The sequence below is a fragment of the Marinoscillum pacificum genome (genome assembly GCF_024714495.1).
GTDB lineage: Bacteria > Bacteroidota > Bacteroidia > Cytophagales > Cyclobacteriaceae > Marinoscillum > Marinoscillum pacificum.
Map to the genome: position 1 here is coordinate 126,596 of NZ_JAMZMJ010000006.1, position 13,333 is coordinate 139,928.

General features: G+C 38.7%; 16 protein-coding genes. 7 read left to right on the forward strand and 9 right to left on the reverse strand.

Going from position 1 to position 13,333, the window contains the following annotated elements:
- Positions 1-3: 3 nt before the first annotated feature.
- Positions 4-819, forward strand: a complete 816-nt coding sequence (locus NXS00_RS15100; protein ID WP_258100065.1) for an arylamine N-acetyltransferase family protein — start codon at positions 4-6, stop codon at positions 817-819.
- On the opposite strand, the gene NXS00_RS15105 is transcribed toward NXS00_RS15100, so the two are convergent.
- The 4 genes from NXS00_RS15105 to NXS00_RS15120 all read right to left on the reverse strand — a co-directional run bounded on the left by NXS00_RS15105 (position 796) and on the right by NXS00_RS15120 (position 3,372).
- Positions 796-1,647 (reverse strand): hypothetical protein, encoded by an 852-nt coding sequence (locus NXS00_RS15105; RefSeq protein WP_258100066.1) that lies wholly within the window; start codon positions 1,645-1,647, stop codon positions 796-798. The two genes, NXS00_RS15100 and NXS00_RS15105, sit on opposite strands and share 24 nt — an antisense overlap.
- Positions 1,648-1,687: 40 nt before the next feature.
- Positions 1,688-2,086: a tellurite resistance TerB family protein gene (locus NXS00_RS15110; RefSeq protein ID WP_258100067.1), complete on the reverse strand. Its 399-nt coding sequence runs from the start codon at positions 2,084-2,086 to the stop codon at positions 1,688-1,690.
- Positions 2,087-2,152: 66 nt separating this feature from the next.
- On the reverse strand, positions 2,153-2,566 hold the full coding sequence (locus NXS00_RS15115) for a TerB family tellurite resistance protein (protein WP_258100068.1): 414 nt from the start codon (positions 2,564-2,566) through the stop codon (positions 2,153-2,155).
- 44 nt (positions 2,567-2,610) lie between these two features.
- Positions 2,611-3,372, reverse strand: coding sequence for an SDR family NAD(P)-dependent oxidoreductase (locus tag NXS00_RS15120; protein WP_258100069.1), 762 nt, complete (start codon positions 3,370-3,372; stop codon positions 2,611-2,613).
- A 222-nt stretch (positions 3,373-3,594) separates the two neighbouring features.
- Here NXS00_RS15120 and NXS00_RS15125 point away from each other — a divergent pair, with 222 nt between their 5' ends.
- The gene (locus NXS00_RS15125) at positions 3,595-4,791 is read left to right on the forward strand and encodes a sodium:calcium antiporter (protein ID WP_258100070.1); all 1,197 of its coding nucleotides are present in this window, start codon (positions 3,595-3,597) and stop codon (positions 4,789-4,791) included.
- Here NXS00_RS15125 and NXS00_RS15130 read toward each other — a convergent pair.
- Positions 4,788-5,111 carry a Rieske (2Fe-2S) protein gene (locus NXS00_RS15130; protein ID WP_258100071.1) on the reverse strand — a complete coding sequence of 108 codons (324 nt, stop codon included), beginning with the start codon at positions 5,109-5,111 and terminating at the stop codon, positions 4,788-4,790. The genes NXS00_RS15125 and NXS00_RS15130 overlap by 4 nt on opposite strands.
- Before the next feature lie 76 nt (positions 5,112-5,187).
- Here NXS00_RS15130 and NXS00_RS15135 point away from each other — a divergent pair, with 76 nt between their 5' ends.
- Both NXS00_RS15135 and NXS00_RS15140 read left to right on the forward strand, forming a co-directional pair.
- Complete coding sequence (locus NXS00_RS15135) at positions 5,188-5,322, forward strand: hypothetical protein (protein ID WP_258100072.1); 135 nt, start codon at positions 5,188-5,190, stop codon at positions 5,320-5,322.
- Positions 5,323-5,326: 4 nt separating this feature from the next.
- The gene (locus tag NXS00_RS15140) at positions 5,327-6,022 is read left to right on the forward strand and encodes a metallophosphoesterase (RefSeq protein ID WP_258100073.1); all 696 of its coding nucleotides are present in this window, start codon (positions 5,327-5,329) and stop codon (positions 6,020-6,022) included.
- Between the two features lie 175 nt (positions 6,023-6,197).
- Here the strand turns inward: NXS00_RS15140 and gdhA are convergent, their stop codons facing one another.
- On the reverse strand, positions 6,198-7,550 hold the full coding sequence (gene gdhA, locus NXS00_RS15145) for an NADP-specific glutamate dehydrogenase (protein WP_258100074.1): 1,353 nt from the start codon (positions 7,548-7,550) through the stop codon (positions 6,198-6,200).
- A gap of 187 nt (positions 7,551-7,737) precedes the next feature.
- Between gdhA and NXS00_RS15150 the strand changes: the two genes are divergently transcribed.
- Entirely contained in the window at positions 7,738-7,911 is a 174-nt protein-coding gene (locus NXS00_RS15150) for a hypothetical protein (RefSeq protein WP_258100075.1), read from the forward strand.
- Between the two features lie 8 nt (positions 7,912-7,919).
- On the opposite strand, the gene NXS00_RS15155 is transcribed toward NXS00_RS15150, so the two are convergent.
- Positions 7,920-9,821 carry a CASTOR/POLLUX-related putative ion channel gene (locus NXS00_RS15155; protein ID WP_258100076.1) on the reverse strand — a complete coding sequence of 634 codons (1,902 nt, stop codon included), beginning with the start codon at positions 9,819-9,821 and terminating at the stop codon, positions 7,920-7,922.
- A 155-nt stretch (positions 9,822-9,976) separates the two neighbouring features.
- Positions 9,977-10,483 carry a hypothetical protein gene (locus tag NXS00_RS15160; RefSeq protein WP_258100077.1) on the reverse strand — a complete coding sequence of 169 codons (507 nt, stop codon included), beginning with the start codon at positions 10,481-10,483 and terminating at the stop codon, positions 9,977-9,979.
- Between the two features lie 82 nt (positions 10,484-10,565).
- On the opposite strand from NXS00_RS15160, the gene NXS00_RS15165 reads away from it, so the two are divergent.
- Positions 10,566-11,225 (forward strand): response regulator transcription factor, encoded by a 660-nt coding sequence (locus tag NXS00_RS15165; protein ID WP_258100078.1) that lies wholly within the window; start codon positions 10,566-10,568, stop codon positions 11,223-11,225.
- Between the two features lie 491 nt (positions 11,226-11,716).
- Complete coding sequence (locus NXS00_RS15170; protein WP_258100080.1) at positions 11,717-12,100, forward strand: tellurite resistance TerB family protein; 384 nt, start codon at positions 11,717-11,719, stop codon at positions 12,098-12,100.
- A 34-nt stretch (positions 12,101-12,134) separates the two neighbouring features.
- Here NXS00_RS15170 and NXS00_RS15175 read toward each other — a convergent pair whose 3' ends face one another.
- Complete coding sequence (locus NXS00_RS15175; protein ID WP_258100081.1) at positions 12,135-13,307, reverse strand: thiolase family protein; 1,173 nt, start codon at positions 13,305-13,307, stop codon at positions 12,135-12,137.
- Between the last annotated feature and the right edge of the window lie 26 nt (positions 13,308-13,333).

Consider the following 13,333-nt stretch of genomic DNA (forward strand, 5'->3'; position numbering starts at 1 on the left):
TCATTGACCTTACCCAAAACCAATCGTCAACAGGGATCATTCAATGTAGCTGCTTACTTGCACCGAATCGGGAAGGAAAGAAAAGAACTTTCTTTCAAATATTTGAAAGAGCTTCACTATGCTCATTTGACTTCCGTTCCTTATGAAAATCTGGACATTCATTATGGAAAGAAAATAGAATTAAGACTCGAAGAATCTTTCGATAAAGTTGTCAACAAACAACGTGGTGGAATTTCGTTTGAGCTCAATCTTCTATTCCATCGCCTATTGATTGACTTAGGCTTTTCAGCGATTCTTGTTTCCGCCAGACATTACCGCCATGGAAACCTCTCCCCAGAATTTGATCATGTGGTCATTATTGTCCAAAGTCTAGAAGGCAAAGATTACTTGTGTGATGTTGGTTTTGGTGAGTCCTTCCATTATCCAAAGCTTTTGGAAACCTATGTAAGCCAGCTGGATTACACAAAATACTATCGATTCGAAATAGATGTGGATGGTTTTTGGCACTTGAAAGTGTCAAGCGACAATTCTCATTTCTCCACGTATTTTCAATTTCGGTTAATTGCCAATTCTCCGATTGAATTCATTCCGAGGTGTAATTGGTTACAAGAAAATGTCCAGTCATGGCTTCATGAAAATAAGTTCATCACCCAACTTTTTAGAGAAGGAAGAATTACTCTAACTGATCGAAAGCTCACTATTCAACAAATGGGAGAGCAAAAAGAAATAGATATTTTCAACGAAGACGCTTTCCTGTCTCAATTGGAGCAACATTTTGACATTAAGTCGTCTGACTTACTTCGTCAATTCATTGATTAAAATTGAAGAAGCTTCAGCGTAGAATGTTCGGACTATTTCCTCCTGATTCTTACTATTCTGCAAATGCTTAGACAGTAATACCGCACCAGTCCATTCTTCACTTATCCACATAGCATGGTTTGATAATCTTGGCAACTGCTGAGTATCCACATGCGGCCAACAATTCACATAGAAATATGGACTTTCAAATTGATGGTCGCCAGGAGACATCCCTAACGAAATTTGGGTATTTGTTTCTGGATCTCCAGTATCACGAACCAACACAGTCATTGCCATATCAAAATGATGTGGCCAAATGTTGATTTCGCCTGTAGACGCAAAATTTTGCTTAAACTCACGAAGAGTTACATAAGCATTGTGATAGTACTTGGTTAATTCCTTCGCACCACGAAGTGATGGTAAATCAAATGGAGTTCCAGCTGCATTTACATCTTCAGGAAGTTCATATGGAAGATTGAGGGTAAGGTTCGCTGCTTCAAGTCCAAACTTGCCTATCTGCTCCTCAAGCCAAAGCATCAGTTGAGTTACTGTAGCTCCCTCACATTCAAACGTGGAAAGTACAGCTACTTTTTCATCTACAAGATAAATCTTAAACTCTTCCAGACTGATGCTACTACGAAGCGAAATATCTCCCTTCACCCATTTTCCAGCCATTCGCTTTAGACCGGGTACCCAAGATAAAGTTGCGTTTTCATCACCTACAGAGTGGGGTAAAAATTTTCTGCCTACGGCCGCTACATTCTGTATGGCCTGGTGCAATTGAATTCTAGCGTGACGAAGCTCGTCGGGATCCACCACTATGAGCGGATTCCAGTTGAATGTGTCCATAGTCTGGTGATAAAAAAAGGCCTCTTAGAGGCCTACTTGATTATGCGTTTTGAAATTTCTTAACTTCCCTTTTCAAAGCCTCACGATTGGATGTAATGGAAGGGTCGCTAAATACTTTAGAGCTTAGTTTAGAAATCACTGATTTCTTAAATCCTATTTTCTCTGCTAGCTCTTCACAGTATTTGATTTCACTTAGATACACCTGGCTATCAATTTTCATCAGCTGCACAATGTTGTATAGATATTCGAAACGATCATCGTCAGACATTGTTGAAAGTGCTGGAAGTGGTTCAGGGTTATCCACAAGATGCAAAACATCATCTTCTGTAAGACCATTGGCCTTGCCTAATATCAAAATCAACTCGCGCTCTTCGCCGGCAAATTCTCCGTCGATTTTGGCAAGTTGTATTAGTGTACTTAGTTGGGATTTAATACTCATGATTACGTCAGGTCATATATAAACAGCGATAAAGATAGATTTACCATTGTTTAGAAACAAATGATTTTATGCCAGCAGTTTTTTGGCCTCTTTTTTCAGAAGTTCTCTATTAGCCGTTATTGCAGGATCAGAGAATATTCTTGCAGACATGGTTTTTACCACTTTTTTCTTGAAGCCAAGTTTTTCAGCCATGTCTTCGCAGTATTTGATTTCACTCAAAAAGACTTCATTGTCTATTTTCATCAACTGAATGATGTTGTATAGAAATTCAAATCGCTCATCAAAAGACAGAGATGAAAACACCAAATCTTTCGGTGGCTTGGTTTCCAGGTGTTCTTTAATCAGTTCGTTAATCCTTGCTTCTGTCACACCATGTGCCTTTCCAATGCTGTAAATCAACATTTTCTCTACCGGGTCAAAGTTCTCATCTGACACAGCAAGTTGGATTAAAGACATTAGGTGAGTTTCAAAATTATCCATGCGGTTAGTATGTTTTTATTAAATATAAAAAAAATTCAATCGACTTAATGCATGTAACTGCCAGCATTAACATCAAAAGTTGATCCAGTAGAGTGATCTGCCATTCCACTGGCTATAAAAGTCACCAAGGGAGCAAGATCTTTAGGTTCGGTAAGGCGCTCCAAAGCTACATCACCTTTTGCATGTTCTTCACCATATTGCTCCATAAATTCTAATGCCATGTCAGTTCTTACAAAACCAGGTGCCACTACAAAAGCTTTAATGCCTTCTTTACCATATGCTCTAGCTATGGATTTTGTTAACGAGACCAGGCCAGCTTTGGATGCGGCATAAGCAAGGTATTCTGCCTGATCACCTCTAAAAGCCGCTCTAGAACTGATATTGATGATTCTACCAGATGCTTTTCGTTGCAAAAAGTGATGTATTGCTTTTTTACACAGCATGGACGCTGAAGTCAGATTAACCATCATGGTCTCATCCCAGGCTTTTATCCAATCGTCATCAGAAGCAGAGATGGGTGAAGACAATGCGATTCCTGCATTGTTAATGAGTATTTCCACACTTCCCATTTCTAAAACGACACGTTCAAATAACTTGGCTGCTTCATCAGGCTTTGACAAGTCAGCTTGAAAAGCTTTGGATTCATTGCCAAGAATACTCGCCAGATTTTCCGCTTCGCGCACATTTTTATTGTAGTGTAAAGCAATAGTTGCTCCAGCTTCCGCCAGTTTGGTAGAAATTGCTTTTCCAATTCCTCTGCTTGCACCAGTAACCAGAATATTGAGACCAGACAGGTTGATATACATAGTTAAATGTCGTTTGGGGCAAATTACCTAAAGTAGGTCAAAAGTTATAACGTAAGTGGGCAGTTTGTTCAGCGCCGAAATCGATCTGATTTCATTCAAACATTGACTTTACTGTTGCCTAACTGCGTGTAATTAAACAATTACTTGAAGTACAATGAATAAAATGACTATATTAGTCATCCCACAGCTCGATAGCATTTTTTCCACCTTGAATTTACTTATATGGGGATTGTAATTCCACTTATATTAATTAGCATATGCTGTTTAGTTATCTGGAGAGCAGGGGACGGGTTTATGACCGCCTCCGAATATGTTGGGAGAAATCTTTCCGACGGTGTTCGAGGTGCCACCATCAACGCTGTGGCTAGTTCAATGCCAGAAGTGTTCACTTCTTTATTTTTCTTGTTCATTATGAAAGATGCCGAGGGTTTTTCCGGAGGTATTGGGACTACAGCAGGATCCGCAATTTTCAATAGTATGGTAATTCCCGCTGTGGCGGTGTTAGCCGTAATTGGAATAGGTCTGACTAAGAGGGTAAAAGTCTCCAAAAAAGTGATGCTCCGAGACGGGCTGAGTCTTTTAATTGCCGAGTTAATTTTCATTGTTCTTATTAGCGGCTCTTTGTTGGACTGGTACCATGGATTGCTTTTGATGCTAGTCTATGTGGTATACATCGTCTACATGTTTTGGTCGATGGATAAATCACAGCGTGATGAAATGCTGGAAGAGTCTCACGTTTCTGAAGAAGACTTTGAAGATGAAGATCGCGAACAAAAACCTTTCTTTCTCGGGTTAATCACTCTAGACCTGGAGCGTGTATTTATTGGAAAAAACAAAATCAATGATCGCAATGCATGGATTTTGTTGATTGCTTCTACTTTATCTATTGCAGCAGTTTGTTATTTGCTTGTTTTGGCATGTGAATGGATTGGTCATGAAACTTATGAAGTACCATTTTTAGGTACATTTCATGGTTTAGGTATTCCCGTGATGTTTGTTGCTTTGATTCTCGCTTCAGCTGCGTCATCATTTCCTGACACGATCATCTCTATCAAAGACGCACAAAAAGGTCAATACGACGATGCCATTTCGAATGCTTTGGGAAGCAACATCTTTGACATTTGTTTCGCATTAGGTTTCCCACTTTTCATATTCACACTTACTTACGGACCTATTCCAATGTCTCAGGAAATGGTGGATTTAAGTAGTGAATTGCGATTTTTACTTTGGTTGCTTACCGCTCTGGTACTGATCATCTTCATTGTAGGAGGATACATTGGAAGACTCAAAGCCACCATTTTGCTAGCCTTGTATCTAGTATTCGTACTCTATGTGATCGGCCGAGGATCTGGAAATGAATTTGCTCAGTTGATTGCCGATTGGTTAGTATCCGTCGTTCGCTGGTTCAGTATCTCTTAAAGCTGAACCAAAAGTTGACCATTCTCATTATAGTAGGCTTTTTTGGTTTTCATAGATCTACACCTTGTTTCTGACTCTTTTCCAGAATTCAGATCAAATTGATAGTTATGCCAAGTGCAAGTCACTTTGCCTGCCGGACTCACTTTAGCATCTTTCATCGGGTGATCAAAATGTGGACATTTTGATTCGAAAACGTATACATCATCGTTTATTCGAGTTACACTCATTTGTTCCTGATTCACAATAACAGTCACAATGGCGTAATTTCCAACGATGTTCGTCAACTCTTCTTTGGTATTAAATAAAATCACTTCGCTCATTGGCGAATAAGTTATGTATTTCTGTTCGGTTCGTTGATTTGAAATGCGTTATATTCGCACAAAATATCATTTAATTATGGAACAACTTACAAATCCAGCAGTAACTAGCGGAGTAGATTTATTTGTTAACATCGTTGTGATTCTTATTGCATTTGGAGCAGCTATTTCTTTAGTTGATTTCAGAAAAACACAACAAAAAAGCGAAGACTAATTAAATGCCTAAGTCATTAGGCAAATCAATTGGTCCATCCACAGGGCGTAGGTTAGTCATTTCGGATATACACGGATGCTATGCTACGCTAACTACTCTTCTTGATCGATTAGAAATTCAACAGTCCGATCAAGTCTTCTTTTTGGGAGACTATATCAGCAAAGGTTCCGAGTGCAAAAAGACACTAGACCTGATATTACATCTCAATACTCTCCCAAACTACTTCGCCTTATTGGGTAATCATGATGATCTGTTTTTGGAATACTTAAAAACAGGCTCAGAATCTATCAAGCAAAAACTTATAGAACTTGGCAACTCAGAACTCCTGGCGTTTTCTGATAATGATGTCGCTTATTACAAGGGTGAGCTATCCAAGCTATATTGCTTTTTTGACATTGGTCCATTTCTGTTGGTCCATGCAGGATTCGATTTTAATTTAATCAATCCATTCGAGTCGAAACTCGCCATGTTGAATATTCGACAATTTGCCTACAACTCAGAGAAGGCAGGAAATAAAACCATCATTCATGGTCACTTTCCCCACGAGAGGGATAAAATAGAAAAAGCCATTGCTAGCCAGGATAAAATCATCCCTTTAGACAATGGCTGTGTATATCTTGGAAATAGAGAAAATATGGGAGAGTTGCTATGTCTGGAATTAGACACTATGAAACTCCACAGTCAAGTTAAGATCGATTAAACCTTAAACGTGATCTCTTTTGTGATTGCTTACTTTGTTATTTGGAAGGATCATAGGGCATACCATTGCGAAAACGAACAATACACCGATAAGAACTAACATTGCCATATTTCTATCTTTATAATGAGGAGCAAATATAATTGAGTCCTCGGTAAACCACCAAGAAAAAGGGGTTTTAAACAACCCCTTGTGCGATCATTGCATCAGCTACTTTCACAAATCCCGCGATATTGGCTCCTTTTACATAGTCCACATATCCATCAGAACCTGTTCCATAATCCACACAATTCTTGTGAATACTTCTCATGATCATTTTCAGACGATAATCTACTTCGTCTCTAGTCCATGAGATACGCTGTGCGTTTTGTGACATTTCTAATCCAGAAGTAGCTACGCCACCTGCATTAGATGCTTTACCCGGACTGAAGAAAATCTTCTGCTCTCTGAAATAGGAGAGCGCCTCTTCAGTTGTTGGCATATTAGCTCCTTCAAAAACGCCTTTACATCCATTTTTCACCAAAGTCTTCGCATCTTCCAGAGGCAACTCATTCTGTGTAGCACATGGGAAAGCAAAATCCACTTTAATGTTCCAAGGTGTAATATCCTTGTGGAATTCAGCGGCTTTGTATTTATCAGCATATTCACTGATTCTACCGCGTTTCTCGTTTTTGAGTTCTTTAATGAATTCTAGTTTTTCCGTGTCTATTCCATCTGGATCGTAAATACATCCACCAGAATCAGAAACTGTCACGGGCTTTGCTCCAAATTCGATGAGTTTTTCTATGGCATATTGTGCAACGTTGCCACTGCCGGATACCGCACAGACTTTACCTTCCAGAGAGTCATCGTTAGCGTCCATCACCTCTTTGGCAAAGTAAACTAGTCCATAACCGGTAGCTTCAGTTCGGATCAACGATCCTCCGTAGGACAATCCCTTTCCTGTAAGAACTCCGGTAAATTCATTATTTAGTCTTTTATATTGACCAAATAGAAAACCGATCTCACGTGCACCTACACCGATATCGCCGGCAGGCACGTCCGTATATCCGCCTATGTGCTTGGATAACTCGGTCATGAAACTCTGACAGAATCGCATTACCTCAGCGTCAGATTTTCCTTTTGGGTCAAAATCACTCCCTCCTTTTCCACCACCAAGTGGAAGAGTCGTCAAACTATTTTTAAATACTTGTTCGAATGCCAGGAACTTCAGTACTGACAGGTTTACGGTAGGGTGAAAACGTAATCCTCCTTTGTAAGGACCAATTGCTGAATTCATTTGCACTCGGAATCCTCGGTTGACTTGAACGTTATTTTGGTCATCTACCCAGGGTACTCGAAACATCATAACACGCTCCGGTTCGCACATGCGCTCGAGCACATTAGCATCCTTATATTTTTTGTGATCTTCTATGAATGGAATGATGGTCTCAGCCACTTCGGTAACGGCCTGCATAAACTCAGGCTCGTGTGGATTTCTCTTAGATATTTTTCCTACGAAATCCGAAACATCTTTAGATAAGTTCGACATAACTACTCTACTTCTTTTTTGGATTATTGTTATCAAGTTAGGCGTTTTTTATTCAAAAACATAAAGGAACATTTCGTCGAATTAGAATTAATATTGGTCGTATTACTTAACCCAATGGTCATTCTAATCTAAACAGAGAGTAACCTTCGTACGTTAAATTGGTAAGTGAACTTAAACCACCAATGTTATGTACACTACAAATCTTGACTCTGAGATCTTTACTAAAGTGCAAAGACTCAATAAGGAACAAAAAAATGAAGTACTTGACTATTTAGAAACAATTCCTAAAGTAAGTCACAGTACAAGACTTTATAGAAGAAAAGCTATGAAGCAAATTAGAGAAGCGCTGAAGGGAAACTAAACCCTTTTTTAGTCTTCTGATAGTACAATGACCATGTCATCTTTGGTCAGGGTAAAGGCATTAGATTTTGGAGGATTTACATATACTCCATAACCTCTACTCATGTCTTTTGATTCCTTGATCACACGGTATCCTATTGCCACTTCGTTCTTTCTAGCAGCTGATTCCAGAATGGTATAGAAGTTTATTGGCTCGCCAACTTTTACATATTCACTAGCTGGCTTGATATAAATTTCAGAACCGTCCGCATCAAACAAATCTTCGAATACACGCATCAGGTATTTGTTTTCAGAAACCTGGCTCATCAAAAGTGAAATCAATTTATCACTTACAATGAAGTCATCTGCACTAGTAATATCAGCCAATTGTCTATTACGGATATCCAACATCTCTGATACAATCTTGTACTTCTCACCATTCTTCTCAGTGAAGTTTCTTAAGTGGAGAAGTGTGATCAATGTTTGTGCATCCGCTTCCTGAATAGGGAAGTAGTTTTGATAACACAGCAACATGATATAGTCGTACTGACCAAGATTCATTGATTCCAATGTTTCACGATCAGTAGTATCCATTACTTCAAAAGCCAATTTGATGTTATCAACATTGTTTTGAAGTTTATTCACCGCTTTAGCTGCATCATCAAATTTACTGATTACGCGCACTTCAGATCCTGGTGGCACATAGTTGTCCAATTCTTTGATAATGTATTTAGCTCTATTGTTCCATCCAAGAATAAGAATCTTTTCTTCTTCCTGAACTAACGGCTCAGTGTAGACAATTTTGTTTTCTTCAGTATCTTGATGAACAGGAGCATTTGGAACTAGCGTGTCATCGTCTTCTGTGATTCCAATTACTCGATCTCCTTCTTTGAAAATGGTGTCCATAGGAGGGTTGATCTCCACATGGCCATCTGCAAACTGAATACCCATGATGGCAGAATCTTCATAAGAGAATAAAATGTCTCTGAATGTCTTACCTATCAAAGTTGGTTCTGGCATGAAGTAAATTTCATCACCACCAAAATCCATTAGCTCTATATAAACCACAGACAATCCGGACTGTCTGGAAGTTTGAACCATGATCCGCGAAATGATCTCATCAGAAAGAATCAGTTCCACTTCATCTTTACCAACCATCTTCGCCACTTCAAAGTTTCGCTTATCTTCCATCTCCGCGGTGATGTGATAAGGATCAGGTCTTCTTTCAGGGTTTGTTACGATCGCAACGATCGTTTTGATAATTTGAGAATCTGAATTCTCATTGTCTTTATCCAGAATGATAATCGATTTTGTATCAAATGGATTAGCGATATACAAATCATGTACATCAATCGGATTACCAGTTCTACAAATTACTTTTGTATTTCCTGTGCTTCCGACTTTATCGCGTATCTCATCTTCCATCAACACCTTATCCATATCTGCCAAAATCACGATAACACCTCTTTTTTGGTTCTCGTTAGCAATACAGATTTCTGAAATGATGGTAAATATTTTTGAAGACCAGCCTAAAATCAACACATGGTCTTTTTCGATTACGAACGATCTACCTTTTCTAAGGTCGTCCATTTTGGTCAAGATACCATTAGATACCAAACCTATCAATGTAGAGATAATCACCAGACCTAAACCTGTTGTTATCATCATGAACAATCGGAAAGGCCAATTATCATCATGATTACCTAAAACTCCTGGATCTAAAATGTGTGTCAGGTTCACCCATAAAGATTCAAAGAAGCTAAAGTCTTTATCTGAATCTGGATGAAGTCCAAATACTAACAGTAACGTACCAAAGAATATAATTAAAATGAAGGACAGTAATCCCAGTCCGTAAATCATTGCTACGGTACCTTTTGAGATAAAGCTGTCAAACTTATAATTGAGTCGAGTCTTAAGCGGGATATTGCTCATTCGAAGCTTGCTTCTTATTTATGTCTTGAAAAGATACGCAAAAGTAATTCAAATTATAAATTATTGCGCTCCACAAAGTACAATAAGAAAACTTTAATCGCATTCTAACTAGTACTTAATCCTCAATAAGTTATATAAGTTGGATGAAGTTGAGTTTATCGAATGTCTACCAATCGGAGATAATCGAAGTACATGCGTCGGAAAGTCTCGCGCTCTTCTGCCGATCCAAACACGACTTCATCCAATACTTTCATGTCTTTATTTTCTAGTACTGCATTATATAGTTGACGGGCCAATTCTGCATGATTCTTTTGATTGGACAAGTCAAAGGAAGCCTTTTCTCCCTGAAAGTCTATTTCAAAGTCGGATTCTTGTGTATCTGATTCTTGCTCAAAATAGAAAAACGCCATATCATTTCTCCAATTGATAATGATAGCTGGTTGCAGTTTGCCCGCTAATGTAAATTCCTCCAAACGAAAGATGTTCATCCCAGCCTCGGGTCTTTCCTCGATATGATAATCTGACTGTCGAACATTTTTAAAATATAGTTCAGACGCATCAGAGGTCTTGAAGCTGAGTTCATCACGGCTGATTGTTTTGTTTTTATCGGGGTGGCATGATACCAGCATGATCATCATAACCAATTGAATTTGCCATTTCATAAGATCAGATTATTAAGGATTCGGTAAAATATAAACGTTATATCATCATTTATTAATTAAATTTAACCCACGGTGCATAGATATGGATGATAAAGCGATAAGGGTATTAATTGCAGATGATCACACATTGTTTAGAAAAGGAATGTCCATGATGGTCAAGACTTTTCCTGGAGTGGTATCTGTACATGATGTGGAGAATGGTCAAAAAGCTCTGGATTATTTAAACGAAAATCCGGTAGACATTTTATTACTTGATTTGGAAATGCCTGTTCTAGATGGATGGGAGACTTCCAGAAAAGTGGTGAACAATTTTCCAAATACCTACATTATCATGATCTCCATGCATGATTCTTTAAAACTTATTTCTGACCTTATTGAAATAGGTGTTCACTCTTATCTTCTTAAAAGTGCTGAACCTGAAGAAGTTCAGAAGGCGATGATTTCCGTCATCAATAATGATTTCTACTACAATCAATTAGTGGCTAAAGCACTTCATCAAAAAGTAAGATCTGGAAATGCAGACAAGCTTTTGGAAGATGACAAAAACCAATTGACAAAACGTGAGATCGAAATTCTGGAGTTGATCTGCCAGGAGCTGACGATGAAGGAGATTGGTGAGAAACTTTACATTAGTGAACAGACGATTCATACACATAGAAAGAATCTGATGAAAAAGACAGAAGCCAAGAACGCAGTAGGTTTAGTGAAATTTGCTATTCAAAACCATATAGTCAGTTTTTAACTACCCTTTTTATGGTAGTTTTCGATTTCCTTATTTACCTAATTTACTAGGTATATTCCCTAATTTTTTAGCAAAAAGTGCCCATACGTGCAGGAATCGCATTTTAGTGATTTTTTACATGCATCATTATTCAAGTGTATTCGTATATTTGAATAGCAGTTTGTCTAGCTGCTAGGTTGATGGTTGCAGAAAGAGCCTGAAGTATTATGGAAATTTCGCTTAATCTTTTGGTATAAAATCTCTTCTATATTCGCTTCGGCTCTTTCTCTTTTTATCTCCAACCATTCACTCCCCAAAAAATATTTTATCTCCTTTACAACCTTTTGGCTTTTTAGCGTGCCTTAGTAATAAGTCGTAAGGAAACTTTTTGAAACAGTTTCTTTTTTTGCAAGTCAAAAAGGTAATCTGAAGAGGTTATCGAATTAAAAGTCTCTCATTTGTAATGCACATTATGGGAGACTTTTTTAATTTGAGAGAAGAACAACTGCTGTATGAGCAAGACACAACTCTCCGTACTGATTAACCTGGCCAATTCCGACGGCCAAATCGATGATTCTGAAAAAAGTTTAATTATCAAAATAGGACGAGCTCATGGGATGAGTCCTGAGGATATCGACTACATGATTCAAAATCCTGTAGACAAAGTAGATCTGAGTAAACTAACCAACGAAGATCGGTTTGATACACTCTATAATCTGGTACATTTGATGAAAGTGGACGGGGAAATATTCGATGAGGAAATAATGTACTGCCTAAATATGGCGAGAAAGTTGAGTTATCCTCTGGAAGCAGTCATGGACCTTTATGGTTTTGTTCACGCCAATGTGAAATTGACATCTGAGATCAATAAGATCAAACGAAAGTATGATAAATAAAAAAGGGAGCCTCAGCTCCCTTTTTTGTGGAAATCTAACCTAAATATTCATAAATACCAGCTACACCCTGGCCACCACCTACACAGGCAGTCACCATTCCATATTTGGATTTACGTCTCTTCATTTCATTGAACATGGTAATGGAAAGTTTTGCACCTGTACATCCTAGTGGGTGACCAAGAGCAATTGCTCCACCATTTACGTTCAATATATCTGTGTTCAAACCCAACCCACGAACTACAGCCAACGACTGTGCAGCAAATGCTTCGTTCAGTTCGATCAGATCTATATCATTTTGTTTCAAACCAGCTTGCTTCAATGCTTTCGGCACAGCTTCCACTGGACCAATACCCATGATTCGAGGATTTACACCTGCCGCTGTATAGCTTACCATTCTGGCAATCGGCTGCAGGTTGTATTCTTTCACCATTTTTTCAGACATCACCATCACAAAAGCAGCTCCATCTGAGGTAGGGGAAGAGTTACCCGCAGTAACTTGTCCACCAGCTTTGAATGCTGGTCGAAGACCAGCAAGTGAAGCCATGTTGGTTTCTGGTCGCACACATTCGTCAGTATCTACTACATACTTTCGATTTTTGCGCTTACCACCTTCCATGTACACTTCTTCCACTTCCACTGGAACGATCTCATCTTTGAATTTGCCATCGACAATCGCCTTAGCTGCTTTCTGATGAGAAGCCACAGCAAATTCATTCGCGTCATCAGCTGAAATGTTGAAGTCTTTCGCTACTTCTTCTGCAGTAAGACCCATGCTGAGGTAATACTCAGGATTGTCCTTAGCTATTTTCCAGTTCAGTGCAGTTTTGTATCCAAGCATCGGTACCAATGACATGGATTCTGTTCCACCTGCAATGATACAATCTGCAGTACCCGAGTGTACTCGTGCACAAGCGAGGTGGATTGCTTCCAATCCTGATCCACAATATCTGTTGATAATCATACCTGGGACTTCAATAGGTAATGAAAGAAGAGAAATCATTCTTCCCATTTGCATTCCTTGCTCTGCTTCAGGAATCGCATTACCTACAATCAGGTCATCAACTCTTTTGGCATCAAATCCGTCGATCGATCCCACTAAATGTTTTATTACGTCTGCTGCCAGATCATCAGGACGGTAAAATCTGAATCCGCCTTTTTTGGCTTTTCCTACTGCTGATCTATATCCGGCTACTATATATGCATCCATTTTTTTAAGATTTTAAGTATTTAGAC

Coding starts and splice junctions, on each gene's coding strand:
- gdhA (WP_258100074.1), bottom strand. CDS start 7,550: ATGTCGAACTTATCTAAAGATGTTTCGGATTTCGTAGGAAAAATATCT.
- NXS00_RS15175 (WP_258100081.1), bottom strand. CDS start 13,307: ATGGATGCATATATAGTAGCCGGATATAGATCAGCAGTAGGAAAAGCC.
- NXS00_RS15160 (WP_258100077.1), bottom strand. CDS start 10,483: ATGAAATGGCAAATTCAATTGGTTATGATGATCATGCTGGTATCATGC.
- NXS00_RS15105 (WP_258100066.1), bottom strand. CDS start 1,647: ATGGACACATTCAACTGGAATCCGCTCATAGTGGTGGATCCCGACGAG.
- NXS00_RS15110 (WP_258100067.1), bottom strand. CDS start 2,086: ATGAGTATTAAATCCCAACTAAGTACACTAATACAACTTGCCAAAATC.
- NXS00_RS15140 (WP_258100073.1), top strand. CDS start 5,327: ATGCCTAAGTCATTAGGCAAATCAATTGGTCCATCCACAGGGCGTAGG.
- NXS00_RS15115 (WP_258100068.1), bottom strand. CDS start 2,566: ATGGATAATTTTGAAACTCACCTAATGTCTTTAATCCAACTTGCTGTG.
- NXS00_RS15150 (WP_258100075.1), top strand. CDS start 7,738: ATGTACACTACAAATCTTGACTCTGAGATCTTTACTAAAGTGCAAAGA.
- NXS00_RS15165 (WP_258100078.1), top strand. CDS start 10,566: ATGGATGATAAAGCGATAAGGGTATTAATTGCAGATGATCACACATTG.
- NXS00_RS15155 (WP_258100076.1), bottom strand. CDS start 9,821: ATGAGCAATATCCCGCTTAAGACTCGACTCAATTATAAGTTTGACAGC.
- NXS00_RS15130 (WP_258100071.1), bottom strand. CDS start 5,111: ATGAGCGAAGTGATTTTATTTAATACCAAAGAAGAGTTGACGAACATC.
- NXS00_RS15135 (WP_258100072.1), top strand. CDS start 5,188: ATGGAACAACTTACAAATCCAGCAGTAACTAGCGGAGTAGATTTATTT.
- NXS00_RS15170 (WP_258100080.1), top strand. CDS start 11,717: ATGAGCAAGACACAACTCTCCGTACTGATTAACCTGGCCAATTCCGAC.
- NXS00_RS15120 (WP_258100069.1), bottom strand. CDS start 3,372: ATGTATATCAACCTGTCTGGTCTCAATATTCTGGTTACTGGTGCAAGC.
- NXS00_RS15125 (WP_258100070.1), top strand. CDS start 3,595: ATGGGGATTGTAATTCCACTTATATTAATTAGCATATGCTGTTTAGTT.